Origin of the sequence: Streptomyces sp. NPDC086147 (assembly GCF_040702165.1) — a bacterium.
Classification (GTDB): Bacteria; Actinomycetota; Actinomycetes; order Streptomycetales; family Streptomycetaceae; genus Streptomyces.
The window spans coordinates 180,391-207,367 of record NZ_JBFBJO010000004.1 but is presented as its reverse complement, the minus strand read 5'-3'; the positions used below and the strand labels follow the sequence as shown (position 1 = coordinate 207,367).

Below are 26,977 nucleotides of genomic sequence, written 5' to 3'. Positions count from 1 at the left end.
GGTCAGGCCTTCCGGGGCAGCGCGTCCGCGACGGTGACCGCGCGGTCGACGAATCCGGTGCGGTGGAAGATGTCCGCCGCCCGCTGCTGCTCGGCGACGAACTCCTCGGTGACCTCCTCGATCGTCCAGGGCAGGGCCCGCAGCGCGGTCTCCCAGTCGTCCACCGTGCCGCCCTGGTCGGCGGCGGCGATCCCGGCGGCCTCGCGCGGGTGGGCGGCGGCCCACTCGTCGGCCCGGCGCAGCGCCCGGACGAGCGCGTCGACGACCTCGGGCCGCTCCTCGGCCAGGTCGCGGCGGGTGAAGAAGACGGACCGGTCGCTGATGACGTCGCCGGTGCGGACGAGGACGCGCAGGCCGCCGGCGCGGCGGGCGGCGGCCAGTTCGGCGCCCTGGGCGACCCAGGCGGTGATCTCGCCGGAGCGCAGCTTCTCCTCGCTGCCGGAGTCCCCGCGCACGGGGGTGATGTCGGTGGCGTACGACAGGCCCGCGTCGTCCAGGGCCTTGGCGACGAGATGGGTCTGCCAGGAGCCGACGGCGAGGTGGACGGTGCCGCCCCTGAGGTCGGCGACGGTACGGACCGGGCTGTCCTCGGGGACGAGGAGGGCCCCGTGGTCGGGGCGGGGCGCGGAGACGGCGACGTAGACGATGTCGTGGCCGGCGGCCTGCGCGGTGACGGGCGGGGTGGAGCCGGTGCCGCCGAAGTCGATGGTGCCGTCGGCGAGGTGGGCGCCGGTGCGGACGCCGTCGGTGTACGGGTGCCAGGTCACGGTCTCGCCGAGGGCGGCGAGCTCCTGCTCCGCGTAGCCGAGGCGGGAGAGGTGGTAGAGGGAGGGGTTGCTGCGGTGGACACCGATGACGACGGTCATGCGGGCGCTCCTTCGGGGGTCGCGTCAAGGGGGGCGGCGGGTTCTTCGGGCGTGTGGACGCCGAGGTCCGCGAGGAGGCGGCGGCGGAGGGCGACGAAGGCCGGGTCGCCCGGGTCGCGGGGGTGGTCGACGGCGACGGGTTCGTCGGTGACGAGCCGGCCGTCGCGCAGGACGGCGACCCGGTCCGCGAGGCGCACGGCCTCGTCGACGTCGTGGGTGACGAGCAGGACGGCGGGGCGGTGGATCCGGCGCAGCTCGCCGACCAGGTCCTGCATGCGGAGCCGGGTCAGCGCGTCGAGGGCGGCGAACGGCTCGTCCAGGAGCAGCAGTTCGGGCTCCCTGACCAGGGCGCGGGCGAGCGCGACGCGTTGGGCCTCGCCGCCGGAGAGGGTGGCCGGCCAGGCGTCGGCGTGCCGGTCGAGTCCGACCTCCGCGAGGGCCCGCAGGCCGGTCTCCCGGGTCGCGGCCCCGCGCGGGAGGCCGACGGTCACGTTGGCGAGGACCTTCTTGGAGGGGATGAGCCGGGGCTCCTGGAAGACGATCGTGCGGGCGGCGGGGACGAGGGCCTCTCCCCCGTCGGCGCCGTCGAGGGCGCCGAGGATGCGGAGCAGGGTCGTCTTGCCGCTGCCGCTCGCCCCGAGCAGGGCGAGGAACTCGCCGCGCGCCAGGGTGAGGTCGAGTCCGTCGAGGACCGCGCGGGTGCCGAAGACCCGGCGCAGGCCCCGTACCCGTACCGCCGTCCCTCCGGTCCCGGTGGCGGGGGCGGTCATCGGGCGCCTCCCCCGGGGCCGGCCGTGCGCCAGGGCATGAGGACCCGTTCCAGGCCCCGGACGAGGACGTCGGCGGTGAGGCCGAGCAGTCCGTAGACGAGGATGCAGACGGCGAGGACGTCGGTGCGGGCGTAGCTCTGGGCCTGGGACATCAGATAGCCGATGCCCTCGGTGGCGTTGATCTCCTCGGCGGCGATGAGCGCGATGACGCTCAGCGTCATGGAGAGCCGCAGTCCGGCGAGGAGCGAGGGCAGGGCCCCGGGCAGGACGACCTGGCGGACGATCGCGAGCCGGCCGAGGCCGAAGCTGCGCATGGCCTCGACGAGCTTGCGGTCGGTGTTGCGGACGCCGCCGGTGGTGGAGACGTACATCGGGAAGGTGGTGGCGACCGCGATGAGCAGGATCTTCGCGGTCTCGTTGATCCCGAACCAGACCATGAAGAGGGGGACGAGGGAGAGGAAGGGGATGGTGCGCAGGGTCTGGAGGGAGGAGTCGAGGAGTTCGTCGCCGAGCCGGGTGAAGCCGGTGGTGATGCCGAGGGTGAGCCCGGCGGCGAGGCCGACGACGAGCCCGAGGCCCGAGCGGGTGAGGGAGGTGGCGAGCGCGTCGGGGAGCTGCCCGTTGCCCCACAGCTCGCCCACCGCGCCGACGACCTGCGCGGGCGAGGCGAGCACGTCGGGGGTGAGGAGCCCGGTGGCGGAGGAGACCCACCAGAGGACGAGGAGGAGGACCGGGCCGAGGGCGCGGACGGTGAGGGAGTACGCGCGGGAGCGGGCGCGGTGGACGGGCGGGCGGGGGGCGACGAGACCGGCGGTGTGATGGGCGTCTTCCGGGGGGTTTCCGGTCGGGATCTCCTCAGCCGGAGGCCTCTCGGTCGGGGGCTTCTCGGCCGGAGTCTCCCCGGTCGGGGTCTTCTCGGCGATGACCGGGGCCGTCACGACAGCTTCTCCACGTCGAGGAGGTGGGCGGCGATGTCGACCTCGTTCGGGGTGACCTTCTGGTCGGCGTAGAACCGCGCGACGGTCTCGAAGCGCTTGACGTCCTCGGGCCCGATCGGGTCGACGGTGCCCGCCTCGGCGGTGAAGGAGATCTGGACCTCCTTGGCCTTGCCGTTGACGGCGGTGGGGCCGGCGTCGGTGAAGACGTTGAGGTAGGCGGCCGGGTCCTTCTTCTCCTTGGCGCTGTTCTCGTGGAGGTAGGCGTAGAGCGCCTTGACGACCTCGGGGTGCTCCTCGGCGAACTTCGAACGGACCGCGTTCAGGCTGTAGTTGTCGGAGCCGATGGCGGTTCCGTCGGCGACGAAGCGGGCCTTGCCCGAGCCGATCTCGGCGACGGCGTAGGTGGACCAGACGGCCCAGGCGTCGACCTGTCCGGCGTTGAAGACGGCGGCGGTCTGGTCGGGGCGCAGATAGACGCGCTCGACCTTGTCGGCGGGGATGCCGGCCCCGGCGAGGGCCTTGAGGAGGAGGTACTCGCCGGTGCCGCCCTTGTTGACGGCGACCTTGCGGCCGACGAGGTCCTTCACGGAGGCGATGTCGGAGCCCTCGCGGACGAGGATGCCCTCGCCGACGGGGTCGGGGTCGGTCGCGGTGAAGAAGGCGAAGCCGGGGCTCTGGGAGAGGGAGGTGATGCCGGAGGTGATCGAGCCGGTCGCGATGTCGAGCTGGTCGGCGTTCATCGCCTGGGCGGCGGGGGCGAAGGGGCCGGCGCTGCCGGTCCAGGCCACCTCGGCGCCGACGGCGGCGAGGGCCCTGTCGAGGCTGCCGTCCTTCTTGCCGAGGGCGAGGACGCCGGAGTTGCCGGGGTCGGGGATGCGGACGGTGACCGTTCCCTTCGCCCCCTCCGGGCCGCCGCCCGCGCTCGCGGCCGGGCTGCCGCCGCAGGCGGTGACGGTGGCGAGTGCGGCGAGGGCCGCCAGGGCGGCGAACGGGGTGAGTGGGCGCATGGCGGTCGTCCTTCGGGGTCGGGGCGGGGTGGGACCGGGCGGTGGTGCGGGGTGAGGCGGGGCGGGTTCGCGTACGTGGGTCACGGGACGGGCTGCGAGGCCTGTCCCCCGTGCGGCTCCGGTACGGCGGCGGCGCCGGTCGCGAGCAGCCGGGCGCGGCGCAGCGGCTCGGGGTCGGCCCAGGCCCGTACGTCCACGGCCTCGGGCAGGAAGCCGTGGGCGCGCAGGGCCTCCTCCTGCCGGGTGAGGAGGCCGAGGCGGGTGTCGGACAGGTCGGGGTGGAGGGTGCGGTGGGTGCCGGGCCGGTAGGCGCCCGCGACCCCCTCCGCGCCCGCGCCGGTCTCGGCGCCGAGGATGCGGGCGACCTCGTGCGGTTCGTCCGCGGCCCAGTCGGCGGAGCGGAGCAGGACGGCGAGGAACCGGGCCACGAGGTCGGGGTGCTCGTCCAGGAGGTCCTGGTGCACGGTGAGGGGGCGGGGGGTGCCGTTGTTGACGCGGTGCGCGGGGTCGGGCAGTTCGTCGAGTTCGACGGCCACCTCGGCGCCGGCCCGCCGGGCGGCCTCGACGGCGAGGGCGCCCTTCACGTAGACGGCGTCGACCTCGCCCCGGCGCAGCGCGTCCAGCTCGGCGGCCCACTGGCCCTCGTGCCCGTCGGCCGGCACGTCGACGAGGACGGCGTCGGCGAGTCCGTACCCCGCCGAGGCGAGGACGCCCTCGAAGCCGCGCAGGGCCATCGCGCGCCAGAAGTCGATGGGGACGGGGTGGCGGGGCACGGCGAGCCGGAGTCCGCGCAGGGCGGCGGCTCCGCGCACCGGGGAGCCGGGGGCGACGAGGACCGCCTGTCGCTCCTCGATCCAGGTGAGTCCGACGAGCCGGGTGCGCTCGCCCCGCGAACGGGCCCACAGCGCGGGCACGTTGCCGCCCTCGCGGAAGAGGCCGGGGAGGGCGTGGGTGAAGTGGGTGGCGCGGTCGGCGCCGGGTTCGGCGTCCTGGAGCGAGCGGACGGCGATGCCGTCGGCCGCGAACTCCCCGGCCAGCCAGCCCCGGTCGGCGGCGACGCCGGTGGCGGTGGGGACGGGGCAGCGGGTGAACCAGAGCGTGTCGGGAACGCGGGCGTGCGTCATGGAGGGCTTCCCGGGGTGGGGTGTGGGCGGGGGCGGGACGCGCCGGGGTGCGGAGGGCGCGTGACGGTTCCGGAGCGGCGACGGGGTGCCGTTCCGGCTCGGGCAGGGGGTGCGGTCCCGGCGGAGGTCGACTCGGGGCGTTTTCGGCCACGGGCCTGCGAGCCCCAAGGGCTCCAAGGGCTCCAAGCACCCTGCAAGCCTTACGGGCTTACGTGCTCACGGCGGTGAGCGGCGCCGGACGCGGGCGTCGGAGGTGTCGTCGGCGCGTCGTACCGGGAGAGGCGACGCCATCGGCCGTCATCGAGGGCGGCGGCGGCCGTTCGCGTCAGCGACAGGTGGCCCCGGCGACGCGGGCCAGGTCGATGTGGCGGCGCCGGGTGAGCCCGAGCGGCGCGGGAGAGGCGGCGGGCGCGCTGCGCGTCGTACGGCGACGGTTCGTCATCGGCCCTGCTCCCTCCCGCTCGTCGCTGTCGCTGTGGTGCGTTGGCCGGAACCTTGCCATGGAAGCCCGACCGCCCACAACACGTCTCCCACCATGTGGGATGGGGTATGAACGGCGTGTTTCCGACCTCGCCGGGCCGCTGATTCGGCTCCCGCCATGTGGGAGCGTGGGAGCCCGATCACCCACGGGGAGCGAACCCTATGACGACCGAGGCCGGCATCGTCCGACCCCCGGCGGGCGCCCAGGCGGTCCGCCGCGCACTGGACGTGCTGCACTGTTTCCACGACAACGGGCCCGACCTGAGCGCCTCCGACCTCGCGCGGCGGCTCGGGCTCTCCACCTCCACGGCGCACCGGCTCGCCCGGACGCTGCTCGGTGCGGGCTTCCTCGAACAGGACGCCAGGACGGCCCGCTACCGGCTCGGTCCGGCGATGACGGAGCTGGGCCGGCTCTCGTACCACCAGCGGGGACTGCACCTGGCCGCGCCCGAGCTGTCCGACCTGGCCGAACGGACGGGCGCGACGGCCGATCTGGCGCTGCGCAGCGGTCCGCACGTCGTGATCGTGGCGGGCGGTTCGGTGACCCCGAAGGTGGGTCTGCGCAGGCCGCTGCACTCGACGGCGCTCGGGAAGGTGCTCCTCGCGTGGCCGAGGGCGGGCGAGGGCGGACCGCGCTCGCTGCCGCCGCTGTACGCGTTCACCGAGCGGACCATCGTCGAACCGCCGCTGCTCGCGGCCGAGTTGGAGCGCGTACGAGAGGCGGGGTACGCGCTCAACGACGGCGAGTCGGCGCACGGGGTCCGGACCGTGGCGGTGCCGGTTCTGGAGCGGGCGGGCCACGCGCGGTTCGCTCTCGCGCTCCGCGGGACCCCGTCGCTGATCACCGACGAGCGGCTCGACTGGTACCTGGCCCAGGCGCGCGCGACGGCGCGCGCCCTGGAGGTGCTGCTGCTCGCCCCGGCGGAACGGCGCGGTTTCGACGAAGGGGTCTAGGGCGTGTACCGCCAATAATCCCGCACGGTCGTGCGTTCAGTACGATGGAGGCATGAGCGGTGGCACCGGCGGTACGGGAACGAAGACGGACGGGCGCGTCGAGCGCGGCAACCAGACCCGGCGCCTGGTGCTCGGCCGGACGATGGACATCGCCTCGGTCGAGGGCCTCGAAGGGCTGTCCTTGGGGCGGATCGCGACCGAACTGAGCCTGAGCAAGAGCGGCGTCTTCGCCCTCTTCGGCTCCAAGGAGGAACTCCAGCTCGCCACCGTCAGGGCCGCCGTCTCGGTCTTCTCCCGCCGGGTGGTCGCCCCGCTGGAGGACGTGCCGCCGGGGGCCGTGCGGGTGCGCGAGCTGTGCCGGAACTGGCTGGCGTACTCCTCGGAGCGGGTCTTCGCCGGCGGTTGCTTCTTCTACGCGGTCTCCGCCGAGTTCGACGCCCGTACGGGCCCGGTCCACGACGCCGTCGCACGGGCCCGGCTCGACTGGGCCGAGTACGTGGAGCGGAACCTGACGGAGGCCCGCGCCGCCGGGGAGCTCGTGGCCAACCTGGACGCGGAGCAGCTGGCCTTCGAGGTGATCGCCCTGATGGAGGCGGCCAACGCGCACTCGGTGCTGTTCGACGACGCCCGGGCGTACGGCCGCGCCGAGCGGGGCATCGCCGCGCGGCTGCACGCCTCGGCCACGGACCGGGGCCGGGAGGCGCTCGCCGCCGCGTAGCCCCTGTACCCCGGCCCGGGTTCAGCCGGTGGCGACCCGTTCTCCGGAGGGCTCGGCGGCCGGTGCCGTCACGAACTCCACGGTCCGGGCGACGACGTCCGGGTCCTTCAGGATGCGGCGGTGGCCGAGCCCCCGGGTGACGACGAGCCGGGCGCGGTCGCCGTGGGCGCGCGCGAGCAGGCGCGACTGGGCGGGCGGCGTCATGTCGTCGTCCTCGTCGTGGAGGAGCAGGAGCGGCGCGCCGAGCTGTTCGGGCGCGTGGTCGGCCTCCAAGCGGTGCCAGATGCCGGGCTCGCCCGGCGCGATCCGGCGCTCGACGTGGCCGCGGAGGGCGCGGACCACCCGCTCGTCCACGCCGAGGCGGTCCCGGAAGCCCTCCGTGAGGAACGTGAAGGAGCCGACCGCACCGAGACCGGCGAAGCGGGCCGTGCGCACGCCGTCCCGCAGGGCGAAGAGGGAGGCGAGAACGCCGAAGGAGTGGGCGACGACGGCGTCGAAGTCGCCGTGCCGGGCGTGCAGTTCCCGGATGATCTCCCGGTACTCGACGATGTTCGACGCCCGGCCCGGGGAGTCGCCGTGGCCGGGCGCGTCGAAGGCGACCGGGCTGTAGCCGCGCGCGAGCAGCGCTTCGGCGAGGGCGGCGAAGCGGGAGGCGCGCGAGGACCAGCCGTGGACGAGCAGGACCGGCCGCCGGCCGTCGCCCCAGGCGTAGGTGACGACGTCCTTGCCCCGCACGCGGAGGCGCCCGACGCGGGCGGCGGCCATGACCGCCCGCTCCTCGGGCTTCGGCCGGGCCCGGCCGAGCGGGCGGACGAAGACGTGGAAGGCCAGTCGGCCGGCCGGGCCGGGGGCGACGCGGGCGGTCGCGTTCAGGAGGGTGCGCAGGAGTGGAGCCATCGGGTGCATGCCGGATCTCCTCGGTGACCTGGAGGGAAGAAAATATTAGCACGACCGTTCGTGTTGTTTGGTGACGACGGAAGCGTGACGACGGAAACGCGGTGACGGGAGTACGAGGACGGGAGCGCGGTCGCGAGGGTGGCAGCACATACCCCACCCGCTCCGAAAGAGTCCGGACCGACGAGTGAGATCCTTCACACCCCCTCGGGTGTGGATCATCCCCGACGCCCCGTTCTGGATCTTTCGTCCGCCGAACGCGCGCTCGATACGCAGAGAGGATGCGCAAACCGCCGGCCTCTCCGACGCCCCGCACCTGCGGGAACGTCCGGTCCAAGATCGCCCGTCGCGCCCGGTCCGCTCCCCCGCCCGCCGCCCGGCCCGCCGACGGGGCCCCGGTCCGTCGCCGTCCCGCGACGACTCCGTGTCCGAACCGGCAGCGCCATCCGGTACGTATGGGGGAGAGACTCTTCCGTACCCTTCCCGGACCCACTAGGACTGACCCGTGATCACCTCGCCCTCGCGCCTCGTCCCCGTCCCGATCCCCGACCGCGTGGCCGCGATGATCGGCGCCTGTCTGCCGCTGCACGTCCTCCAGGCCGAGGTCGACGCGGACTGCGCGGCGCGCGAGGTCTACCGGTTCCGGGGGCCGCTCTGCGCGGAGGACCGGGCGGACCGCGAGCACGCCCTCTCCGCGCTCGCGCGGGCCAACAAGATCCTCGCCAAGCACCACCCCGAGCTGCCCGTCACCCCCTGACGACGCCTTCCCGGCGTCCCGTCGGCGCCGTGACGGGGCGACACCTGTCCGGCGGTCCCCCGCATGCGTGGGCACGGGGCCGGTGTGACGCTGCGAGGGTGACCACGACCAGCGACGCGGCTCCCGCGCCCCCGGCCGCCACCGAGCCGCCCCCGCTCGACCGGCGCCGCCGCAACATCGTCTTCGGCACGATCATGCTGGGCGTCCTCCTCGCCGCCCTCGACCAGACGATCGTCGGCACCGCCCTGCCGACGATCGTCGCGGACCTGGGCGGCGCCGCCCACATGTCGTGGGTGGTCACCTCGTACCTGCTCGCCGAGACCGTCGCGACCGTCCTCGTCGGCAAGTTCGGCGACCTCTTCGGCCGCAAGGTGATCTTCCAGATCTCCGCGGTCGTCTTCATCACCGGCTCGTTCCTCTGCGGACTCGCCACCAACATGACGCTGCTCATCGTCTGGCGCGGCCTCCAGGGCATCGGCGCGGGCGGTCTGATGGTCACCTCGATGGCGCTCATCGCGGACGTGATCCCGCTGCGCGAGCGCGGCAAGTACCAGGGCGCGATCGGGGCCGTGTTCGGCGTCTCCACCGTCATCGGCCCGCTCCTCGGCGGCCTGTTCACCGACCACCTGAGCTGGCGCTGGGCGTTCTACGTGAACGTCCCCATCGCGATCCTGGTCGTGATCGCCGCCGCCCGCACGATCCCCTCCGTCCGCTCGGCGAGCAAGCCCGTCATCGACTACGCCGGCATCGCGCTCGTCGCCGTCGGCTCCAGCGCCCTGATCCTGGCCACGAGCTGGGGCGGGAACGAGTACGCCTGGGGCTCCGGCGTCGTCATCGGCCTTTTCGCGGGCGGGATCGTCGCCCTGGCCCTGTTCTGCCTGGTGGAGACCCGGGCGGCCGAACCGATGCTGCCCATGCGCCTGTTCGGGAACCCCGTCTTCACGGTCTGCTCCGTGCTCAGCTTCGTGGTCGGCTTCGCCATGCTCGGCGCGATGACCTTCCTGCCGACCTACCTCCAGTACGTCGACGGGGACTCGGCGACCGTCTCCGGCATCCGCACCCTGCCCATGGTCGTCGGCCTGCTGATCGCCTCGATCTTCAGCGGCAACGTGGTCAGCAAGACCGGCCACTACCGAGTCTTCCCCCTCGCCGGCTGTCTGGTGATGGGCGTCGGGCTCTATCTGCTCTCGCTCATGGAGCCGGGCACGAGCACCTGGCTCGCGTCGCTCTACATGTTCGTCCTCGGCACCGGCATCGGCCTGTGCATGCAGGTCCTCACCATCGCCGTGCAGAACACCGTCGACTACGCCGACCTGGGCACCGCCACCTCCGGCGTCACCTTCTTCCGCACCCTCGGCAGCTCGTTCGGCACGGCCGTCTTCGGCACGATCTACGGCAACTCCCTGGGGCCCAACCTCACGGCCGGGGTCCGGGAGGCCTCCGCCGTCGCCGGGGGCCTCGGGCTCGACCCGGCCGCCGTCGGACGGGCCGCGCAGAGCCCGGCCGGGGTGCACGGCCTGCCGGACGCGGTCGCGGAACCGATCGTGAACGCCTACGCCGACACCCTGCACACCGTCTTCCTGTGGACCGTGCCCGTCGCCGCCGTCGGCTTCGTCGTGGCGCTCTTCCTCAAGCAGGTGACGCTGCGGGACTCGGCGCGCGCCGCCGCCCCCGACATGGGCGAGGGCTTCGCGTCGCCCACCACGTCCGGGGACTCCGCGAAGCTCCTCGAACTGTCCGTCGGGCGGATCCTGCGCCGCACCGACCCGGACACGGCCCGGCGGATCGTCTACGGGTCCGACACCCGGCTCGACGTGGCGGGCGCGTGGGCGGTGATGCAGGTCGAGCTGTACACCCGGACCGTCGGGCACGCGAGCCTCGGCCTGATCGCGGCCGGACGGCGGGTGCCGCCCGAGGTGCTCCTGCCGGTCTTCGACCGGATGATCGAGGAGGGCTTCCTCACCCGCGACGGCAACCTGTTCTCCCACACCCCGGCGGGCAGGCGGGAGGCGGACGTCATCACGCACGCCTGGGGCACCTGGCTCGCCGACCGCGTCGAGCGGGAGCGCGGCCGGCCCAGCGGGCCCGAGCTGCGGGTGGCGACGGACGCCATCGCGAAGAAGATCGTCGCGGAGGACCTGGCGAGCGGCGTCCCGCGCTCGGGATCGCGCGCGGTGGCCGGGGCCCGCTGAGGCCGGGGCCCGCGGATCTCCGCCCGGCGGACGGACACCAGGCGGACGGACGCCCGGCGGACGGACGCCCGGCGGACGGACATCCAGCGGACGGACACCCGATGGACGGATGCCCGGTGGACGGATGCCCGGTGGTCGGCTACTCCGCGACGTCCCCGTCCACGTACACCCACGCCCCCTCGTAGCGGGCGAAGCGGCTCCGCTCGCGCAGCGCGCCCGGCTCGCCGCCGTGGACGTAGCGGGCCGTGAAGGTGACGGTGCCGCGCCGGTGGAAGGCCGTGCCCTCGGTGGTCCCCTCGATCTCCAGACCGGCCCAGCGGAGCCCGGGGTCGAAGTCGACCTCGGCCGGCCGGGTCTCCGGCGCCCAGGTGCGCAGCAGATGGGCCTCGTCGCGGACGACGAAGGCGCTGTAGCGGGAGCGCATGAGGAGTTCGGCGGTGGGCGCCGTGCCGCCCATGCCCGTGTGGAAGCGGCCGCAGCACGCGCCGTAGGCGGGGCCGAGGCCGCAGGGGCAGGGCGACTCCGGGGTGACGACGGGGGCGGCGGGGGCGGCGGAAGCCGGGGCGGTACGGGGCGCGGTGCGGGGGCGGGCCTTGCGTCGGGACATGGCGCCATTGTGCCCCGGCCGCCGCCCCCGCCCGCTCCCCGGCCCGTGTGCGGGGGCTCCCGGCGGGGGCGCCCGAGTAGCGTACGGGCATGAAACTGACGATTCTCGGCGGCGGCGGATTCCGGGTGCCGCTGGTGTACGGCGCGCTGCTCGGCGACCACGCCGAGGGGCGGGTCACCCGGGTCACCCTGCACGACCTCGACGAGGGGCGGCTCTCCGCCGTCGCGCGGGTCCTCGCGGACCAGGCCGAGGGGGTGCCGGACGCGCCGGAGGTGACGGCGACGACGGACCTGGACGAGGCGCTGCGCGGGGCGGACTTCGTGTTCTCGGCGATCCGGGTCGGCGGCCTGGAGGGCAGGGCGGCGGACGAGCGGATCGCGCTCGCCGAAGGGGTGCTCGGGCAGGAGACGGTGGGGGCGGGCGGGATCGCGTACGGCCTGCGGACCGTGCCCGTCGCGACGCACATCGCCCGGCGGGTCGCGGAGCTCGCCCCGGACGCCTGGGTCATCAACTTCACCAACCCGGCGGGCCTGGTCACGGAGGCGATGTCCCGGGTCCTCGGCGACCGGGTCGTCGGCATCTGCGACTCCCCCGTGGGCCTGGGCCGCCGGGTCGCCCGGATCCTGGGCGCGGACCCGGACGAGGCCTGGATCGACTACGTGGGCCTCAACCACCTGGGCTGGCTGCGGGGGCTGCGGATCGGCGGCCGGGACGAGCTGCCCCGGCTGCTCGCCGACGAGGAGGCGCTCGGCTCCTTCGAGGAGGGTCGGCTCTTCGGCCCCGAGTGGCTGCGCTCGCTCGGCGCGGTCCCCAACGAGTACCTGCACTACTACTACTTCAACCGGGAGGCCGTGCACGCCTACCGGACCGCCGAACGGACGCGCGGCGCGTACCTGCGCGACCAGCAGGGCGCCTTCTACGAGGAGATGGGCAGGCCGGACACCCCCGCCCTGGCCGCCTGGCACCGCACGCTCGCGGACCGGGAGGCCACCTACATGGCCGCCAACCGGGAGGCCGCCGGGGTCGGGGAGCGCGACGAGGAGGACCTGGAGTCGGGCGGCTACGAGAAGGTGGCGCTCGCCCTGATGCGGGCGGTCGCGCGCGACGAGCGGACGACGCTGATCCTGAACGTGCGCAACGGCACCACGCTCTCCGTGCTGGACGCGGACGCGGTGATCGAGGTGCCCTGCCTGGTCGACGCGAACGGCGCCCGGCCGGTGGCCGTGGCCCCGCTGCCGTACCACGCCGTCGGCCTGGTGACGGCCGTGAAGGGGGTGGAGCGGGAGGTGCTCGCGGCGGCGGAGAGCGGGTCGCGGGAGACGGCGGTCAAGGCCTTCGCGCTGCACCCGCTGGTGGACTCGGTCGCGGTGGCCCGCCGGCTCGTGGAGGAGTACGCGGCGGCGCACCCGGGACTCGCGTACCTGCGGTACTGAGCCACCGGCGCCTCCCCCACGGGCGGCCGATACGGCCGACGGACGCCTTCCACCGGGGCGGGGCGCGGCCTAGGCTCGCGCCCCATGACCTTACGGAACAAGGGAGTTCGGCGGGGCGCGGCCCGGCTCGTCGCGGTCTGCCTGCTGGCCGCCGGCCTGGCGGGAACGGCGCCGGCGGGCGCGGAGACGGGGGCGCCCGGCGGGCGGGCGGCCTCCGCCGGGGAGCCGGTCGTCGTCCCCGTGCAGACCACCGGACCGGCGGACCGGCGGTTCAACCTGGTGTTCCTGGGCGACGGCTACACCGCGCGGGAGATGCCGGAGTTCCGGGCGGACCTCGAACGGCACCTGAACACCCTGTGGAGCGTCGAGCCCTTCGCCTCCTACCGCTCGTACGTCAACGTGTGGGCGGTGGAGGCGCCTTCGGCGGAGTCCGGGGTGGACTGCGACCCGGGGCTCGACGCACCCGCCCGGGACACCGTGCTCGACATGGGGTTCTGGGGCGGCTGCGACCCGGGCAGCGTGCAGCGGCTGCTGACCGTCGACGGGCGGAAGGCCGCCGCGCTGGCGGACCTCGTGCCCGGGACGAGCGCCGCCGACCGGCAGGTCGTCGCCCTCGCCCACAGCTCCACCTACGGCGGCGCGGGCGGCGGTTACGCGACCGCGTCCGGCGGCAACGCGCTCTCCGCCCTCATCACCCCGCACGAGCTCGGGCACTCGCTCGGCGGCCTCCAGGACGAGTACGACTACTACGGGCGCGGGGTGCCGGGCGGCACGTACTCCGGCCCGGAACCGGCCTCCGCCCACCACACGCTCCTCACCGAACGGCAGATGCGGGAGCAGGGGGCCAAGTGGTGGCGCTGGCTGGGCGAGGAGAGCGAGTCGGGCGGGGTCATAGGCCGCCACGAGGGCGGCCTGTACAGCACGGAGGGGGTCTGGCGGCCGAGCCGCCACTCCCTGATGAAGACCCTCGGCTACGCCTTCGACCAGGTGGAGCGCGAGGTGATGGTCCGGGCGATCGCGGCGAAGGTGAACCTGGTCCAGGGCCACACGCCGAACGCGGCGCCGATCGGGGCGGACCGGTCGGTGTGGGTGGACGTCCTGCACCCGGTGGGCGGTGAACTCGCCGTGACCTGGCGGCTCGACGGGCGGACCCTGGACACGCGCGGCGCCCGTGCCGTCGACCTGCGCGGGCTCCGGCTCTCCCCGGGCCCGCACGCGCTGACGGCGACGGTTACCGATCCGACGCCGTTCGTCCGCGATCCGGCGGTCCGCGCCTCCGAGGCGCTCACCCGGACCGTCCGCTGGACGGTGGATCCCTCGCTGACCACCGCGCGGGGGCCGGTCGGGGCCGCGTTCACCGGGCACACCCCGACGGGCTCTCCCGTCGGCGCCCGGAGCGTCGTCCACGCGGACACCACCCACCCGGTGGACGGCACCCCGGCGGTGCGCTGGCACCTCGACGGGCGTCCCGTGGCGACGGGCGACCGCAACGACCGCGACCTGGACCTGGGCGCGCTGCGGATCGCCCCCGGCACCCACGTGCTCACGGCCCGGATCGCGGGCACGGGGCGGGAGTTGCGCTGGACGGTCGACGCCCGGCCGGCCACGGCCGCGTACGAGCTGTCGGAGCCGCTGCGGACGGTGCGGCGGCCGGGGCGGCCGGTGGAGTACGTCTACGACGGCGCGTTCACGATGCGGCTGACCGCGCGGGACGACCGGGAGGGCGCGGTGGTGAGCCGGTTCCGGGTCGACGGCGACGGCTGGTACACGTACTACGGCTGGCCGACGGACGCGGACGCGCCGTTCCGCTTCTCGCCGGGCGGCACGGTGATCGACGGCCTCGTGTACGGGAAGCTGGGCCGGACCCGGGCGGTGCCGTGGGACGACGCGACGCCCGACTACGGCACCCACACCGTCGAGTACCGCACGGTCGACGCGGCCGGGAACGAGGGCCCGGTGCGGAGCTTCCTGGTGACGCTGGTGCCGCCGAGGGGCTGAGACGGGTCGGCCCCGCTGACCGGGAGGGTCCGCGGGGCCGCCGTTCGCGCCGTTCGTGAGGGGCGGGGTCAGACCTTGCGGGCCACGCCGGCCCAGCCCGGGATGGGCTCGTCGCCCTGGACCGGGACGGGCTCGCCCAGCTCCGGGTGCCATTCGGCGGTGAGCGAGACGCCCGGCTCGACGAACTCCATGCCGTCGAAGAACGCGGCCAGCTCGTCGCGCGAGCGGGGCCGCAGGGTCAGCCCGCGCGCCTTGTACATGGCGGCCGCCTGCGCCGCTCCCTCGGGGTTGAAGTCCCCGGTGACGTGGGAGAGGACGAGGTAGCTGCCCGGCGCGAGCTTGTCGACGATCTTGGAGACCAGCTCGTACGCGCCGTCCTCGTCCCCGACGAAGTGCAGCAGGGCGAGCATCGACAGCGCGATGGGCTGGTCGAAGTCAAGGACCTTTCCGGCCCTTTCGAGGATGACCTCGGGCTCGCGGGCGTCCGCCTGGATGTACTCGGTGGCCCCCTCCGGGGTCGAGCGCAGCAGGGCGGCCGCGTGCGCGAGCACGATCGGGTCGTTGTCGCAGTAGACGATGCGGGCCTCCGGCGCGGCCTGCTGCGCGATCTGGTGCAGGTTGGGCTCGGTCGGGATGCCGGTGCCGATGTCCAGGTACTGGCGGACGCCGTGGGCGCTGAGCCAGCGGATGGCGCGGTGCATGAAGGCCCGGTTGACACGGGCCATGTCCCGGCCCCGGGCGTCGACGGTGAGGAGCTGACGGGCCATCGCCTCGTCGACCGGGTAGTTGTCCTTGCCGCCCAGGAACCAGTCGTACATGCGTGCCGGGTGCGGCTTGCTGGTGTCGATGCGTACGTCGGTCCGCGGAGCTGCGGGGTCCTGGGTCATCGGCTCTCCTGGTCGGGATGAACGAGTGGCGCTACAGCAAGAGTTACGCGACGGTAGGGGCGGGACGGAAGGGCTGGGCGAGCAGAAAGTCGGCCTGGCCGGATTTGGCCCCCAAGATGAAGGCCTCGATCTCCCCGTGGGTGTAGATGAGCGCGGGTCCCTCAGGGTCTGCGGACTGTCGCACGGCGACCCTGCCGTCGGCCAGTCTCATGGCCTCCACGCAGTTGCCCCCGTTCCCGCCGCTCCAGGGCTTGTGCCAACCCTCGGCACCGAGCTCCGCGGCGGGCATGCCGTTGTATATGCGATCCATTCACAGCTCCTTGCGGAGATTCCGGAGAATCTCCTTCGTGCGTTGTGCAGTCGCGGCCTGAGCCGCCATGCGGTCCATGACCTCCAGGTGGGACGCCACCTCGGGACGCGCGTCGAGATAGACCGCGCCGGTCAGGTACTCGCTGTAGACCATGTCCGGGAGTTCGGGCACGGCGAAGCGGAAGAGGACGAACGGTCCGTAGGTGCCGGGGTGGTGGCCGGACGCGAACTCCGCGATCTGCAGGGTGACGTTCGGCAGCTCGGACGCTTCGAGCAGCCGGTCGAGCTGGTCGCGCATCACTTCGGGCCCGTCACCGACCGGCCGGCGGAACACCGTCTCGTCCATGATCACCCAGAACTTCGGGGCGTCGTCCCTCAGCAGCAGGGACTGGCGCTCCATCCGCAGGGCTACATGCCGTTCGGTGTCCTCTTCCCCGGCGGCGTCGCTGCCGCCTCCGACCGCCCCGCTGCGCAGAATGGCACGGGCGTACTCCGCGGTCTGGAGCAGACCGGGAACGAACTGGGGCTCGTACGCACGGATGAGGCTCGCGGCCCCCTCCAGGCTGACGTACATGGAGAACCAGCCGGGCAGCACGTCGTGGAACCGCTGCCACCAGCCGGGGAGGTTGGCCTCCTCCGCGAGGGCGACGAAGCCCTCGGCCTCGGAGTCCGTGATCCCGTACTCCCTGAGCAGGAGCTGGACGTAGGGGATCTTCAGCGCGACCTCGGCGGTCTCCATCCGCCGGACGGTGGCCGGGGCCACCCGGAGGATCTTGGCGGCCTCTTCCCGCTTCATGCCGGCCCGCTCGCGCAGGTCCTGCAACCGCTTTCCGAGGACGACCTGTCCCACCGTGGGGGCGGACCGCGGCTCGCTCACTCCCAGACCTCCCCGACGCGCTGTTTTCGACGAGTGTGCCACGAAGCCGGGCCGGAGAGAACACGGCACTCTGCAATTTCCAGAGTGCCACTTGCCAAGTGTCCGACGCAGGAGGACAGTGTTCCGGTGAACCAGTACACGCTGCTGTCGTGCGCCTCCGCGCCCCGGCGCGGCGCCGTACGGCAAGTCCTGCCCACTGTTGTGAGGAACCGGTCGTGGCTTCTGGTAACGCGCAGCCTTCAGGTCTCATGAGTCCCCGCGTCATGGCCCAGCGCCCACAGCCTCAGACCGATACCGGCGCCGTGCGGCGCTTCGCCTTCGAGCTCCCGGCCCTCACGGCGTCGGTCGCGCGGGCCCGTCGCCTCGCGGAGGAGCGGCTCATCATCTGGGGCTGCGGCCCCGACATACGCGACACCGTCTCCCTGATCGTCTCCGAGCTGGTCACCAACGCCGTCGTGCACACCGCCAGCGGCCGTTTCGTCTGCGAGCTCCGCGAGGGCGAGGAGAAGCTGCGGATAGCCGTGCGGGACGAGGGCGGCCCGGCGGGGCCGCGGATCCGCGACTGCGGCGAGGACGAGCGCGGCCGGGGACTGATCATCGTCGACGCGCTGTGCAGCGCGTGGGGCGCCGAGCGCACCGGGCACGGCACGTCGCAGACCGTCTGGGCCGAGCTGGCCCACGGCACGGGGGAAGCGTGCTGAGGTCGATGGCGGACCGCATGCTGCCGCGGACCCGCCGCCACCCCGGCCTCGGCCTGGTCCCGGCCGCCGGCCGCTCCCTGGAACTCCGTCTCGAACGGGACGACCACCGCGCCGCCGACGCGCCCTCCCGGAGCATCCTCGGCCCGGCGGGTCCCGCCCGCTCCCGGCGGCCGGACCCCGTCACCCGTCTCGCCGTCCCCGCCGACCTCTCCGCCGGCCTGGGCCGCGACGCCGTCGGCGTCCCCGCCCGCTTCGGCTTCAAGATCCTCTCCCGGCTCCCCTCCAACGGCTGCGTCTACGCCGACTCCGACTGGTGGTGGTGGCTCGTCCCGGCCGGCTCCGACCTGGACCTGACCTGGCCGCTGCCCGCCTGCTACGCGCGCGGCGCGGAGATCCCGGACCGCCGCCCCCGGCTGATCCACCGGCCCGACGGCGCCTCGCCCTACACGCCGCCGATCCCCCTCTACCTGCTGACCTGCCAGCTCACGGGCGTCACCCCGTCCTGGTCGGCCTCCTCGGTACGCAGCGCGCTCTGACGCGCGCGAGCCGTCACGGCATAGGGTCGGGCCCATGTTCACTCCGCAGGGCCCCGGCCTCCGCGAGCTGACCGTCCAGGCCCTCTCCTCGGTCGAGCACGGTTACGACCTGCTCGCGGAGAAGTTCGACGCGACGCCCTTCCGCACCTCCGACCGTCTCCTGGACGCGGTGACCCGCACCCTGGAGACCCTCGGCCCGTTCGACTCGGGCCTCGACGTCTGCTGCGGCACCGGCGCCGGTCTCGGCGTCCTGCGCGCGGTCTGCGCGGGCCGGGTCACCGGGGTCGACTTCAGTACGGGCATGCTGGCCGAGGCCCGCCGCGCGCACCCCGACGCCGACCTGGTCCGCGCCGACGCCCTGGCCCTGCCCTTCGGGCCCGCCTTCGACCTGGCGGTGAGCTTCGGCGCCTTCGGCCACTTCCTGCCGGAGGAGCAGCGCGCCCTCTTCGAGCGGGTCCACGCCTCCCTCCGCCCGGGCGGCACCTTCGCCTTCCCGCTCCCGGCCCCGCCGCGCGTCGGCTCGCGCCCCTACTGGGCGCTGTGGGGCTTCGACGCGGTGATGCGGGTCAGGAACGCGCTCTGGCGCCCGCCCTTCGTCATGTACTACCGCACCTTCCGCCTCGCGGACGTCCGCACCCGCCTGGAGGCGGCCGGCTTCGACGTCACCCTCGTCCCGGTCGAGTCCCTGGGCCGCCGCGAGGACGGCAGCCCGGCGTGCAGGCTGGTGGTGGCGAGGAAGGGCTGACCGCGGGGGCCGGTGCGGGAGACCGGCCCCGTACGGGAAGCGCCGGATACGAGAAGTGCCGGTCGATGCGAGATCGACCGGCACTTCTTCTCTGTGTCCGAGGGGGGACTTGAACCCCCACGCCCGATAAAGGGCACTAGCACCTCAAGCTAGCGCGTCTGCCATTCCGCCACCCGGACTGGGTGTTGTTGTCGTTTCGGGGTTTCCCCCGCGGCGACAGAGATAACTCTACCAGGGGTTTCAGGCGCCTTTCACCAGCGTTTTCCGTGGTCAGTGGGGTGGGACGGCCCCGGCGACCCCGATTCGGTCCGGATTGTCCGGACATACGCACGATGGGCGCTTTCGTGCGTACGGAGCGTGGTGCGGGGCCCCGGGCGGCCCGGTGGAGCTCGACGCCCCCCGACGCCGGCTCCGTGGGAGTCACCTTGACGACGTCCTGCGGTCCAGGCCAATGCTTCGGGGGGAGTCCGTCAGGTCGGGCCGGGCCCGGTCACGGGTCCCTCGCGGGGTCAGCGGACCTCGGTGAGGCGGGCCGAGACCACCACGTTGCCCTCGTAGCCGCCCTCCTCGGTGTACGTGCCGCCGCAGGTGATCAGGCGCAGCTCGGGCCGGCCGGAGTCGGCGTAGACCCGCCGGGCGGGGAAGCCCTCCTTGGGGACGACCTCGGCCCCGTACACGGTGAAGACGGCGGTCCTCCCGTCGCGGCGGAGGACCTCGACGCGGCTGCCCCTGCCGACGGCGCCGAGCTCGTAGAAGACGGCCGGGCCGCTCGGGGTGTCGACGTGGCCGACGACGACGGCGGTGCCGCGCTCGCCGGGGGTGACCGCGCCGGTGAACCAGCCCGCGAGCCGGTCGTCCTGCGGCGGCGGGGCCTCGATCCAGCCCTCGGCGTCGAGTCCGACCGCCGTGACGGACGCGTCGACGCGGACGGCCGGGACGCGGACGCGGACCGGGGGCGAGGCGGGCAGCGGATCGGTCTCCGCATCGGAGACGGGTGCGGGGGCGAGGAGGGCGGCGTCGGCACGGGTGCCGCGGGGGGCGGCCGCGGCGAGGGGCTGCGGCGGTCCCGCCGCCCGCAGCTCCTCCGCACCGCCGCGCACCAGGTGCACTCCCACGAGGAGGACGACGGCGACGGCGCCCCAGGCGCCGTGCCGGCCCGTGCTGTCCGCTCGCCCCACGTCCGCTCTCCTCCACGGCGGCCGCCCGGCCGCGTGGTCTCTCGTCTCTTCGTATGGCGCCCCTCCGTCCCGGACCTCGTCACACCGGGGCGGAGGGGCCGTTTCGGCCCCCTGGTCCCGGCCGTCAGACGCGGCCGTCGGCCGCGCGGCGGCGGGTGAGGACGACGGCGGAGCCGAGCGCGCCGACGATGAGCAGGGCGCCCGTCACCACCTCGGCCGTGCCGAGCCCGTCGGTCTCCGCGTCGGAGGCGGCGGTCCCGTAACCGGCCTTCACGCCCTTCTGGGCGCCGGTGGGGGTGTCGGGGCGGGCGCCGACGCCGGTGTCGTGGCTGTCGGTGCCGGCCCCGGTGTCGTGGCTGTCGGTGCCGGCCCCGGTGTCGTGGCTGTCGGTGCCGGCCCCGGTGTCGTACGTCCCGGTCCCGGTCTCGGTTCCGGTGCCGTACGTGTCGGTCTCGGTCCCGGTTCCGGTGATGCCGTCGGCGGGCTCCGTGGCGGCGGCGCCCCCGTGTTCCCCGGCGACGGTCAGAGCGGCGGTGCCGCGTTCGCCCTGGCAGTCGAAGGTGATCTCGTACCGGGCGCCGGCCTTGGCGCCGAAGTCCACGGTCGCGGTGCCCGGACGGCCCTCTTCGAGGGTGACCGTGTCGAACACGCCGGAGGTGACCGTCACGGACGGCACCTCGCAGCCCTCGGACGCGAGGGTGACGGTGCCGCCGGGGGCGACCGTCTCCGGGGTGACGGAGAAGCCGAACGGCGTGACGGCGCCGGCGCCCTCGTCCGCCAGGGCCGCCGGGCCCGCCGTCATCACGGCGGCGGCGCCGAGCAGGACGGCGGAAGCGGCGGCACGTATCGCACGCATGGCGTTCCTCCGATCGCGCGAGGGCCCGGACGCGGAGCGGTTCCGCCCCCGGAAGGACGACCCTCACCGCGTTCGAAGCTAGGTCCGCCCCCGGCCCGCCGCCACCGGGCTCCGCCGAACGGGGCACGCGGGCCCGTCGCGGGGTCCCCTACGGGACCCGGATCACCTGACCGGCGTACGAGAGGTTGCCGCCGAAGCCGAAGAGCAGGACCGGGGCGCCGGAGGGCAGCTCGCCGCGTTCGACCAGCTTGGCCAGGGCCAGCGGGATCGAGGCGGCGGAGGTGTTGCCGGAGTCGACGACGTCGCGGGCCACGACCGCGTTGACGGCGCCGATCTTGGCGGCGAGCGGCTCGATGATGCGCAGGTTGGCCTGGTGGAGGACCACCCCCGCGAGCTCCTCCGGGGCGACGCCGGAGCGCTCGCAGGCCTTGCGGGCGAGGGCGGGGAGCTGCTGGGTCGCCCAGCGGTAGACGCTCTGGCCCTCCTGGGCGAAGCGGGGCGGGGTGCCCTCGATGCGGACGGCGTGGCCCATCTCCGGGACCGATCCCCACAGGACCGGGCCGATGCCCGGGGCGGTCCCGTCCCCGGCCTCGTCCTCGTCGACGGCCTCGACGATCGCGGCGCCCGCGCCGTCGCCGACGAGGACGCAGCTGGTGCGGTCCGTCCAGTCGGCCACGTCGGTCATCTTGTCGGCGCCGATCACCAGGACGCGGCGGGCCCCGCCGGCCCGTACGGCGTGGTCGGCCGTGGCCAGGGCGTGGGTGAAGCCGGCGCAGACCACGTTGAGGTCGAGGGTGGCGGGCCCGGTCATGCCGAGGCGGGCGGCGACGCGGGCGGCCATGTTCGGCGAGCGGTCGATCGCGGTGGAGGTGGCGACGAGGACCATGTCGATGTCGTCGGGGACCAGGCCGGCCGTGGCCAGGGCCTTGCCGGCGGCGTGCGCGGCGAGCTCGTCCACGGGCTCGTCGGGGCCCGCGACGTGCCGGGTGCGGATGCCGACCCTGCTGGTGATCCACGCGTCGTCGGTGTCGACGAGTTCGGCGAGGTCGTGGTTGGTCAGCACCTTGGCGGGCTGGTAGTGCCCGAGCGCGGCAATGCGAGTGCCCGTCATGCTCAGGGTCCCCCTAGGTGGTTCGTTCGTCCGGCAGGACCACCCAGTCTTGCCAGCGACTGATGGGTAACCGGTGACGTAAACCACCAACATTCACCCGTACCGCTTGGCCGACCGTGACAAGGGCCCGTGGGGGGCACGGCTCCCGCCGCACCGCGGCCCTCCCCGGGTTCCGCGAGGGGTCTCCCCGCTTCCTTACGGAGCGTGCGCGGCTCAGTTCTTCGGCGGGTCGACCAGCTGGAGGGCCAGGGTCGCCGGGGGCGGGGCGATGCCGGGGCCGCCCGCCGCCGTCCAGGCGAGGATGTCTTCGAGGCAGTCCTCGTCCAGGGCGAACCCGACCCACGCGGCCCGTCCGCCGCGCCGCCGGCCCTCGGTGGAGGGCTGCACCACGACGATGTTGGCCTGGGCGCAGGGCCCCAGGCAGTCGCTGGTACGGACGATCAGCCGGCCGCCGGAGGCCGCGGCGGCCTCGCGGAGCCGGGCGAGCTGGGCGTCGTGGTCGGTGCCCGGGTTCTTGCGGGCGTCGCCGCAGCAGCAGCCCCGGCAGACGACGAGGGAGCAGGGGCGGGCCCCGTACCGTATCGGCACCGGGGTCACTCCGGGCCGTCCAGGGTGATCGCGGAGACGGGGGCGACCGTGCCGAGGCGGGGGAAGTCGAGGGCGACGGAGGCGTGGTGCTCGTCGGCGGTGAGGGCGGCCATGGCGTCCTCGGCGAAGACGAGGCCGTAGCCGAGGTCGCAGGCGGCGCGGGCGGTGGACTCGACGCCGAGGTTGGTGGCGATGCCGCCGAGGACCAGGGTGTCGGCGCCGAGGCCGGAGAGCAGCTCGTGGAGGCCGGTGTCCTGGAAGCCGCCGATGGTCCGCTTGACGACGACCGGGTCGCCGTCCCGGACGAGGTCGGGGACGAGCTCGCTGCCGGGCGGCTGTGCGGCGGTGTTGGGGCGCTCGACGCGGAGGTGGACGACGGGCGCGCCGGCGTCCCGGAAGGTGTCGGCGAGCCGGGCGGAGGCGGCGAGGACGTCGGTGCCGGGGCGGGGGGCGAGGGGCAGCGCGACGATGCGTTCCATCAGGTCGACGAGGACGAGTGCGGTGCGGCCGGGATCGAGTGCGGGCATGGGAGCACCGTAGCGGCCCCGATGATCATCCAGGGGCGGCCGGGGGTGTGATCCGGCCTACGGAGGGGCGCACGGAGCCGGGGGAAGCCGCGCGGGACCGGCGCGGGCCGCGGACGCCCGGATCCAGGCCCGTTCGGCTCCGCTCCACCGGGCGTACCCGCGGGGCGGCGGGCGGCGGCCCCGAGGGCGCTCCCGGGCGAAACAGCCAGTTCGCGACAGTCGCACCGGTTTCGCCCGAGCAGCCGGGGCTCCGCCCGGGTCGATCCGCGGCAGCCACGATCCGGTGAATTACGGCGTCGCACCACACGCTGTAACCACCCGTGGCTATATAAATACTATTAGTAATCATCTCTTCATCTGGCCTTGCCCGGCAGATGGGCACCCTCGGAGGCTGTCATGGGGCCGCTGAACAAGATCGAGCGGCGCTTCGAGGCTTTGGTCAACGGAACCTTCGCCAAGGTCTTCAAATCCGCCGTTCAACCCATGGAATTCATCGGCGCTCTCAAGCGCGAGTGCGACATCAACGCCAGGATCTGGAACCGGGACTGCGTCATCGTGCCCAACGGCTTCATCGTCGAGCTCAGTCCGGGCGATCACGAGCTGCAGAGCGCGTGCCTGGTCATGCTGGGCGAGGAGCTGGTCCTGAAGCTGCGCGAGTACGCCGAGGAACAGCGCTACTCGTTCGTGGGGCCGCTGAAGGTGCAGTTGCAGCGGACGGAGAACCTGAGGGCCGGGAACTTCCGCGTGCGCAGCCGGCTCGAAGTCCCGCTCGAAGTCCAGCACACCCTGCAGACCAGTCGGCACCACCGCACCGCGCCCGCGTCGCCGGCCGGGTCCGGCCGCGGCGGGGCCCCGTCGTGGCAGGTGCCCCCGCACGTTCCGTACACGGACAGACAGGTCCTGACGGTGGAGCAGTTCATCTCCTTCGGCCTGACGTTCGGCCCGGACGGCACGCTCGTCCGGGCCGACCCGCCGAACCCGCTCACCCAGCCGTCCGGGCCGCTCCGCCCGGAACCCGCCACGGACCGCACAGGCGTGACCGTCCTGACGCGGCCCGGTGACGGACAACGTGCCCACCGGCACGTCACCGGCCCGTCCGAATCCCGGGCCGGGAGCCTGACCGCCGAGGAGCCGCCGGTCGCCGAGGTCCCCCTCGGCGGTCCGCCCCTCACCGAGACCCCACGTCACCGGACCGCCCGGCAGACCCGGCCGGCGTCCGGGGAGAACCGCCGTCACCGGACCGCCGGCCCGGTGGTCGACGCAAGCCCCCCACACCCGAAAGGACCCGCTGTGACCAACGACCGCGACCCCTCCGTCGACGCCCCTCCACCCGGCAGGAGGCGGAAGGGCTCCGACGGTCCCGCCCCGGTGCCGCCCGTGGCGGGCGGCGCCGGCAGGCCCCGGGGCCCCGTGCCGACGGACTCCGGGCCCGACACGCGAGCCGCGTACGGGGCCCTGCCGCCGCGCGGCGCGGAGGAGCACCGTCCCGCGGCCCCCGCCCCGCACGGTCCCGGCGTGGAGCAGCCTCCGCCCGCTCCCCACCCCGGTCAGCCGCACGTGCCGTACGGCGCTCCCGCGATGCCGCCGCACTACGGCCCGCCGGCGCACCACGGTCAGGGCCACTGGCAGGGACAGGACCGCGGCGGCCGCGGCGGGGCGCTGGGCCTCAGCGCCGCGGTCGAGCTCTCCCCCGAGCGTCTGCTGCGCTCCCGGCCCACCGACCGCCGCGGCCTCGGTCGCCTGCGCATCGGCGGCAGGAGCGCGGAACGGGCGCACCAGCAGAAGCTGGCCATCCTCCGCACCCCCGTGATGAAGTCCTACAAGATCGCCGTCATCAGCCTCAAGGGCGGAGTCGGGAAGACGACCACCACGACCGCCCTGGGCGCGACCCTCGCCACCGAGCGCCAGGACCGGGTCGTCGCGATCGACGCCAATCCGGACGCGGGAACGCTCAGCCGGCGCGTGCGCTGCGAGACCGGCGCCACCATCCGCGACCTCGTGGCCGAGCTCCCGAACATCGACAACTACATGGCCGTGCGGCGCTTCACCTCCCAGTCCCCCAGCGGCCTGGAGATCCTCGCCAACGAGGCGGACCCCGCGCTCTCCACGGCGTTCAACGAGGAGGACTACCGACAGGTGGTCGGCTGCCTCGGACAGCACTACCCGATCGTCCTGACCGACTCCGGGACCGGTCTGCTGCACAGCGCGATGCGGGGCATCCTGGACTTCGCGGACCAGCTCATCGTGGTCGCCACGCCCAGCGTGGACGGCGCCACCAGCGCCAGCACGACCCTGGACTGGCTCAGCGCGCACCGCTACGACGACCTCGTCCAGCGGAGCATCACCGTGATCTCCGAGGCCCGCAACAAGAGCAAGATGGTGAAGGTGAACGACGTCGTCGACCACTTCCGCTCCCGCTGCCGGGGCGTGGTGTCGATCCCGTTCGACGAGCACCTCGCCACGGGCGCCGAGGTCGATCTGGAGCAGCTCAGGCCCCGGACCCGCGAAGCCTATTTCGACCTGGCGACGCTGGTGGCCGCGGACTTCCCGCGCACCCAGCCCGAGGCGGTGGGCTGGGGCGTCTCGTACCCCCACTCGGGTTTCAACGCGGCCAGCATGTTCGCCACCCCCGCGTGGGGCTGATCCGGCACGAAGCAGCGTGATCCGCGGGACACCCCTCAGGGGTGTCCCGCGGATCACGTCGCATCAGGGAGCGGAAGCGCCCGCGCCGCGGCCGCCGGGCACGCGCTCGCCCGCCGCACGGCCCGGCTCCGGTTGCGGCTTCGCCTCCCCGTCGTGGGCGCGGCGCTTCGCGATGACCGCGCAGACCATCAGTTGCATCTGGTGGAAGAGCATCAGCGGGAGGACGGCGAGGGAGGCCTGGGGGCCGAAGAGGACGCTGGCCATCGGAAGCCCGGCCGCCAGGCTCTTCTTCGAGCCGGCGAACTGGATCGCGATCCGGTCGGCCCGGTCGAAGCCGAGGCGCCCTGCCCCGTACCAGGTCGCCGCCAGCATCACCGCGAGCAGGACCGCCTCGACGGCGAGCAGCAGTCCGAGCCGGGCGGGGGTCACCAGGTGCCAGACGCCGGCGGTCATGCCCTGGCTGAAGGCGGTGTAGACGACGAGCAGGATCGAGCCCCGGTCGACGTGGCCCAGGACCTTCTTGTGCCGGACCAGGAAGCCCCCGACCCAGCGGCGCAAAAGCTGGCCGGCGAGGAATGGCACGAGGAGCTGGAGGACGATCCGCAGGATCCCGTCGGCGGAGAGGCCGCCGCCTCCACCGACCGCACCGACCCCGCCGCCGAGGAGCAGCGCCGCGAGCAGCGGCGTCAGGACGATCCCGGCGAGCGAGGAGAACGAGCCGGCGCAGATCGCGGCGGGCACGTTGCCCCGGGCGATCGAGGTGAAGGCGATGGAGGACTGGATGGTGGACGGCACCAGGCAGAGGAAGAGGAGCCCGCCGTAGAGCTGGGGCGTGAGCACGGCGGGGACGAGTCCGCGCGCGGCGAGGCCGAGGAGCGGGAAGAGCAGGAAGGTGCAGCCGAGGACGGTGAGGTGCAGCCGCCAGTGCCTCAGGCCGTCGAGCGCCTCTCGGGTGGAGAGCCGGGCCCCGTAGAGGAAGAAGAGGAGGGCCACGGCCCCGGTCGACGTCCCCTCCGCGACGGTCGCGGCGGTCCCGGAGGCGGGCAGGAGCGCGGCGAGGACGACCGTGCCGAGCAGCGCCAGGACGTACCCGTCGACGGGCAGCCGGGAGAGGAGGCGGGAGGCGCGGCCGGTGGTGCGGGGGGTCATGGGCTCCACTGTCTGTCTGTACGGGTCCGTGCGCCGCTGTCTGTACGGGTCCGTGCGCCGCTGTCTGTACGGGTCCGTGCGCCGCTGTCTGTACGGGTCCGTGCGCCGCTGTCTGTACGGGTCCGTGCGCCG

The 26,977-nt window shown here is 74.1% G+C and carries 27 protein-coding genes and 1 tRNA gene; 10 read left to right on the top strand and 18 right to left on the bottom strand.

The genetic code is table 11. The annotated features are described in order from the left end of the window. Window positions 1-2 precede the first annotated feature (2 nt). From AB0398_RS11675 to AB0398_RS11650, 6 genes are all read right to left on the bottom strand, one after another. A complete protein-coding gene (locus tag AB0398_RS11675) occupies window positions 3-866 on the bottom strand; it encodes an ABC transporter substrate-binding protein (protein WP_366374018.1) in 864 nt (287 codons plus the stop codon). After that, a complete protein-coding gene (locus AB0398_RS11670; RefSeq protein ID WP_366374016.1) occupies window positions 863-1,636 on the bottom strand; it encodes an ABC transporter ATP-binding protein in 774 nt (257 codons plus the stop codon). Before AB0398_RS11670 ends, AB0398_RS11675 begins: the two co-directional genes overlap by 4 nt. Next, window positions 1,633-2,487, bottom strand: coding sequence for an ABC transporter permease (locus AB0398_RS11665; RefSeq protein ID WP_366374516.1), 855 nt, complete (start codon window positions 2,485-2,487; stop codon window positions 1,633-1,635). Before AB0398_RS11665 ends, AB0398_RS11670 begins: the two co-directional genes overlap by 4 nt. An 83-nt stretch (window positions 2,488-2,570) precedes the next feature. Further along, a complete protein-coding gene (locus AB0398_RS11660) occupies window positions 2,571-3,581 on the bottom strand; it encodes an ABC transporter substrate-binding protein (protein ID WP_366374014.1) in 1,011 nt (336 codons plus the stop codon). Between the two features lie 80 nt (window positions 3,582-3,661). Beyond that, window positions 3,662-4,705 carry an ABC transporter substrate-binding protein gene (locus AB0398_RS11655; protein ID WP_366374012.1) on the bottom strand — a complete coding sequence of 348 codons (1,044 nt, stop codon included), beginning with the start codon at window positions 4,703-4,705 and terminating at the stop codon, window positions 3,662-3,664. Window positions 4,706-5,030: 325 nt separating this feature from the next. Beyond that, on the bottom strand, window positions 5,031-5,147 hold the full coding sequence (locus AB0398_RS11650; protein ID WP_366374010.1) for a putative leader peptide: 117 nt from the start codon (window positions 5,145-5,147) through the stop codon (window positions 5,031-5,033). A gap of 200 nt (window positions 5,148-5,347) precedes the next feature. On the opposite strand from AB0398_RS11650, the gene AB0398_RS11645 reads away from it, so the two are divergent. Together AB0398_RS11645 and AB0398_RS11640 are read left to right on the top strand one after the other, a co-directional pair. Continuing rightward, window positions 5,348-6,139 (top strand): IclR family transcriptional regulator, encoded by a 792-nt coding sequence (locus AB0398_RS11645; RefSeq protein WP_366374008.1) that lies wholly within the window; start codon window positions 5,348-5,350, stop codon window positions 6,137-6,139. A gap of 52 nt (window positions 6,140-6,191) precedes the next feature. After that, window positions 6,192-6,857, top strand: coding sequence for a TetR/AcrR family transcriptional regulator (locus AB0398_RS11640; protein WP_366374006.1), 666 nt, complete (start codon window positions 6,192-6,194; stop codon window positions 6,855-6,857). Between the two features lie 21 nt (window positions 6,858-6,878). Here the strand turns inward: AB0398_RS11640 and AB0398_RS11635 are convergent, their stop codons facing one another. Next, window positions 6,879-7,763: an alpha/beta hydrolase gene (locus AB0398_RS11635; RefSeq protein WP_366374004.1), complete on the bottom strand. Its 885-nt coding sequence runs from the start codon at window positions 7,761-7,763 to the stop codon at window positions 6,879-6,881. Window positions 7,764-8,259: 496 nt separating this feature from the next. Here AB0398_RS11635 and AB0398_RS11630 point away from each other — a divergent pair, with 496 nt between their 5' ends. Together AB0398_RS11630 and AB0398_RS11625 are read left to right on the top strand one after the other, a co-directional pair. Then, entirely contained in the window at window positions 8,260-8,508 is a 249-nt protein-coding gene (locus tag AB0398_RS11630; RefSeq protein ID WP_205613820.1) for a hypothetical protein, read from the top strand. A 98-nt stretch (window positions 8,509-8,606) separates the two neighbouring features. Further along, on the top strand, window positions 8,607-10,700 hold the full coding sequence (locus AB0398_RS11625) for an MDR family MFS transporter (protein ID WP_366374002.1): 2,094 nt from the start codon (window positions 8,607-8,609) through the stop codon (window positions 10,698-10,700). A 139-nt stretch (window positions 10,701-10,839) separates the two neighbouring features. Here the strand turns inward: AB0398_RS11625 and AB0398_RS11620 are convergent, their stop codons facing one another. Further along, window positions 10,840-11,307, bottom strand: a complete 468-nt coding sequence (locus tag AB0398_RS11620) for a YchJ family metal-binding protein (protein WP_366374001.1) — start codon at window positions 11,305-11,307, stop codon at window positions 10,840-10,842. Window positions 11,308-11,396: 89 nt separating this feature from the next. On the opposite strand from AB0398_RS11620, the gene AB0398_RS11615 reads away from it, so the two are divergent. Both AB0398_RS11615 and AB0398_RS11610 read left to right on the top strand, forming a co-directional pair. Next, window positions 11,397-12,740, top strand: a complete 1,344-nt coding sequence (locus AB0398_RS11615) for a 6-phospho-beta-glucosidase (protein WP_366373999.1) — start codon at window positions 11,397-11,399, stop codon at window positions 12,738-12,740. A gap of 84 nt (window positions 12,741-12,824) precedes the next feature. After that, window positions 12,825-14,738, top strand: a complete 1,914-nt coding sequence (locus AB0398_RS11610) for a M64 family metallopeptidase (RefSeq protein ID WP_366373998.1) — start codon at window positions 12,825-12,827, stop codon at window positions 14,736-14,738. A 68-nt stretch (window positions 14,739-14,806) separates the two neighbouring features. Here AB0398_RS11610 and AB0398_RS11605 read toward each other — a convergent pair whose 3' ends face one another. From AB0398_RS11605 to AB0398_RS11595, 3 genes are read right to left on the bottom strand one after another with little or no spacing between them, the layout of a single operon-like run. After that, window positions 14,807-15,625 carry an SAM-dependent methyltransferase gene (locus AB0398_RS11605; RefSeq protein ID WP_366373996.1) on the bottom strand — a complete coding sequence of 273 codons (819 nt, stop codon included), beginning with the start codon at window positions 15,623-15,625 and terminating at the stop codon, window positions 14,807-14,809. A gap of 43 nt (window positions 15,626-15,668) precedes the next feature. Beyond that, window positions 15,669-15,935: a DUF397 domain-containing protein gene (locus tag AB0398_RS11600; protein ID WP_366373995.1), complete on the bottom strand. Its 267-nt coding sequence runs from the start codon at window positions 15,933-15,935 to the stop codon at window positions 15,669-15,671. Further along, on the bottom strand, window positions 15,936-16,811 hold the full coding sequence (locus AB0398_RS11595; protein WP_366373993.1) for a helix-turn-helix transcriptional regulator: 876 nt from the start codon (window positions 16,809-16,811) through the stop codon (window positions 15,936-15,938). A 263-nt stretch (window positions 16,812-17,074) separates the two neighbouring features. On the opposite strand from AB0398_RS11595, the gene AB0398_RS11590 reads away from it, so the two are divergent. From AB0398_RS11590 to AB0398_RS11580, 3 genes are read left to right on the top strand one after another with little or no spacing between them, the layout of a single operon-like run. Further along, on the top strand, window positions 17,075-17,512 hold the full coding sequence (locus AB0398_RS11590) for an ATP-binding protein (RefSeq protein ID WP_121829727.1): 438 nt from the start codon (window positions 17,075-17,077) through the stop codon (window positions 17,510-17,512). Window positions 17,513-17,529: 17 nt separating this feature from the next. Further along, window positions 17,530-18,048: a hypothetical protein gene (locus AB0398_RS11585; RefSeq protein WP_366373991.1), complete on the top strand. Its 519-nt coding sequence runs from the start codon at window positions 17,530-17,532 to the stop codon at window positions 18,046-18,048. A 34-nt stretch (window positions 18,049-18,082) separates the two neighbouring features. Beyond that, entirely contained in the window at window positions 18,083-18,793 is a 711-nt protein-coding gene (locus AB0398_RS11580) for a methyltransferase domain-containing protein (protein WP_366373989.1), read from the top strand. 94 nt (window positions 18,794-18,887) lie between these two features. Here the strand turns inward: AB0398_RS11580 and AB0398_RS11575 are convergent. The 6 genes from AB0398_RS11575 to AB0398_RS11550 all read right to left on the bottom strand — a co-directional run bounded on the left by AB0398_RS11575 (window position 18,888) and on the right by AB0398_RS11550 (window position 23,053). Then, window positions 18,888-18,972: transfer RNA gene (locus AB0398_RS11575), tRNA-Leu, on the bottom strand. A 330-nt stretch (window positions 18,973-19,302) separates the two neighbouring features. Beyond that, window positions 19,303-19,971: a class F sortase gene (locus tag AB0398_RS11570; RefSeq protein ID WP_366373987.1), complete on the bottom strand. Its 669-nt coding sequence runs from the start codon at window positions 19,969-19,971 to the stop codon at window positions 19,303-19,305. Window positions 19,972-20,095: 124 nt separating this feature from the next. Beyond that, window positions 20,096-20,827 (bottom strand): hypothetical protein, encoded by a 732-nt coding sequence (locus tag AB0398_RS11565; protein ID WP_366373985.1) that lies wholly within the window; start codon window positions 20,825-20,827, stop codon window positions 20,096-20,098. 148 nt (window positions 20,828-20,975) lie between these two features. Further along, on the bottom strand, window positions 20,976-21,938 hold the full coding sequence (locus AB0398_RS11560) for a beta-ketoacyl-ACP synthase III (protein WP_366373983.1): 963 nt from the start codon (window positions 21,936-21,938) through the stop codon (window positions 20,976-20,978). A 213-nt stretch (window positions 21,939-22,151) separates the two neighbouring features. Next, the gene (locus tag AB0398_RS11555; protein ID WP_366373982.1) at window positions 22,152-22,535 is read right to left on the bottom strand and encodes a (2Fe-2S) ferredoxin domain-containing protein; all 384 of its coding nucleotides are present in this window, start codon (window positions 22,533-22,535) and stop codon (window positions 22,152-22,154) included. Continuing rightward, a complete protein-coding gene (locus AB0398_RS11550; RefSeq protein ID WP_366373980.1) occupies window positions 22,532-23,053 on the bottom strand; it encodes an isochorismatase family protein in 522 nt (173 codons plus the stop codon). The genes AB0398_RS11555 and AB0398_RS11550 overlap by 4 nt, the downstream gene beginning before the upstream one ends. A gap of 396 nt (window positions 23,054-23,449) precedes the next feature. On the opposite strand from AB0398_RS11550, the gene AB0398_RS11545 reads away from it, so the two are divergent. Further along, window positions 23,450-25,696 carry an FhaA domain-containing protein gene (locus tag AB0398_RS11545; RefSeq protein WP_366373978.1) on the top strand — a complete coding sequence of 749 codons (2,247 nt, stop codon included), beginning with the start codon at window positions 23,450-23,452 and terminating at the stop codon, window positions 25,694-25,696. Between the two features lie 63 nt (window positions 25,697-25,759). On the opposite strand, the gene AB0398_RS11540 is transcribed toward AB0398_RS11545, so the two are convergent. Further along, window positions 25,760-26,845, bottom strand: a complete 1,086-nt coding sequence (locus AB0398_RS11540; RefSeq protein WP_366373976.1) for a bile acid:sodium symporter family protein — start codon at window positions 26,843-26,845, stop codon at window positions 25,760-25,762. Between the last annotated feature and the right edge of the window lie 132 nt (window positions 26,846-26,977).

Bases quoted from the DNA above. Each gene is read 5' to 3' on its own strand.
- AB0398_RS11675 (WP_366374018.1), bottom strand. From the start codon at position 866: ATGACCGTCGTCATCGGTGTCCACCGCAGCAACCCCTCCCTCTACCAC.
- AB0398_RS11670 (WP_366374016.1), bottom strand. From the start codon at position 1,636: ATGACCGCCCCCGCCACCGGGACCGGAGGGACGGCGGTACGGGTACGG.
- AB0398_RS11660 (WP_366374014.1), bottom strand. From the start codon at position 3,581: ATGCGCCCACTCACCCCGTTCGCCGCCCTGGCGGCCCTCGCCGCACTC.
- AB0398_RS11655 (WP_366374012.1), bottom strand. From the start codon at position 4,705: ATGACGCACGCCCGCGTTCCCGACACGCTCTGGTTCACCCGCTGCCCC.
- AB0398_RS11650 (WP_366374010.1), bottom strand. From the start codon at position 5,147: ATGACGAACCGTCGCCGTACGACGCGCAGCGCGCCCGCCGCCTCTCCC.
- AB0398_RS11645 (WP_366374008.1), top strand. From the start codon at position 5,348: ATGACGACCGAGGCCGGCATCGTCCGACCCCCGGCGGGCGCCCAGGCG.
- AB0398_RS11640 (WP_366374006.1), top strand. From the start codon at position 6,192: ATGAGCGGTGGCACCGGCGGTACGGGAACGAAGACGGACGGGCGCGTC.
- AB0398_RS11635 (WP_366374004.1), bottom strand. From the start codon at position 7,763: ATGCACCCGATGGCTCCACTCCTGCGCACCCTCCTGAACGCGACCGCC.
- AB0398_RS11620 (WP_366374001.1), bottom strand. From the start codon at position 11,307: ATGTCCCGACGCAAGGCCCGCCCCCGCACCGCGCCCCGTACCGCCCCG.
- AB0398_RS11615 (WP_366373999.1), top strand. From the start codon at position 11,397: ATGAAACTGACGATTCTCGGCGGCGGCGGATTCCGGGTGCCGCTGGTG.
- AB0398_RS11610 (WP_366373998.1), top strand. From the start codon at position 12,825: ATGACCTTACGGAACAAGGGAGTTCGGCGGGGCGCGGCCCGGCTCGTC.
- AB0398_RS11605 (WP_366373996.1), bottom strand. From the start codon at position 15,625: ATGACCCAGGACCCCGCAGCTCCGCGGACCGACGTACGCATCGACACC.
- AB0398_RS11600 (WP_366373995.1), bottom strand. From the start codon at position 15,935: ATGGATCGCATATACAACGGCATGCCCGCCGCGGAGCTCGGTGCCGAG.
- AB0398_RS11590 (WP_121829727.1), top strand. From the start codon at position 17,075: ATGGCCCAGCGCCCACAGCCTCAGACCGATACCGGCGCCGTGCGGCGC.
- AB0398_RS11585 (WP_366373991.1), top strand. From the start codon at position 17,530: ATGCTGCCGCGGACCCGCCGCCACCCCGGCCTCGGCCTGGTCCCGGCC.
- AB0398_RS11580 (WP_366373989.1), top strand. From the start codon at position 18,083: ATGTTCACTCCGCAGGGCCCCGGCCTCCGCGAGCTGACCGTCCAGGCC.
- AB0398_RS11565 (WP_366373985.1), bottom strand. From the start codon at position 20,827: ATGCGTGCGATACGTGCCGCCGCTTCCGCCGTCCTGCTCGGCGCCGCC.
- AB0398_RS11560 (WP_366373983.1), bottom strand. From the start codon at position 21,938: ATGACGGGCACTCGCATTGCCGCGCTCGGGCACTACCAGCCCGCCAAG.
- AB0398_RS11550 (WP_366373980.1), bottom strand. From the start codon at position 23,053: ATGCCCGCACTCGATCCCGGCCGCACCGCACTCGTCCTCGTCGACCTG.
- AB0398_RS11545 (WP_366373978.1), top strand. From the start codon at position 23,450: ATGGGGCCGCTGAACAAGATCGAGCGGCGCTTCGAGGCTTTGGTCAAC.
- AB0398_RS11540 (WP_366373976.1), bottom strand. From the start codon at position 26,845: ATGACCCCCCGCACCACCGGCCGCGCCTCCCGCCTCCTCTCCCGGCTG.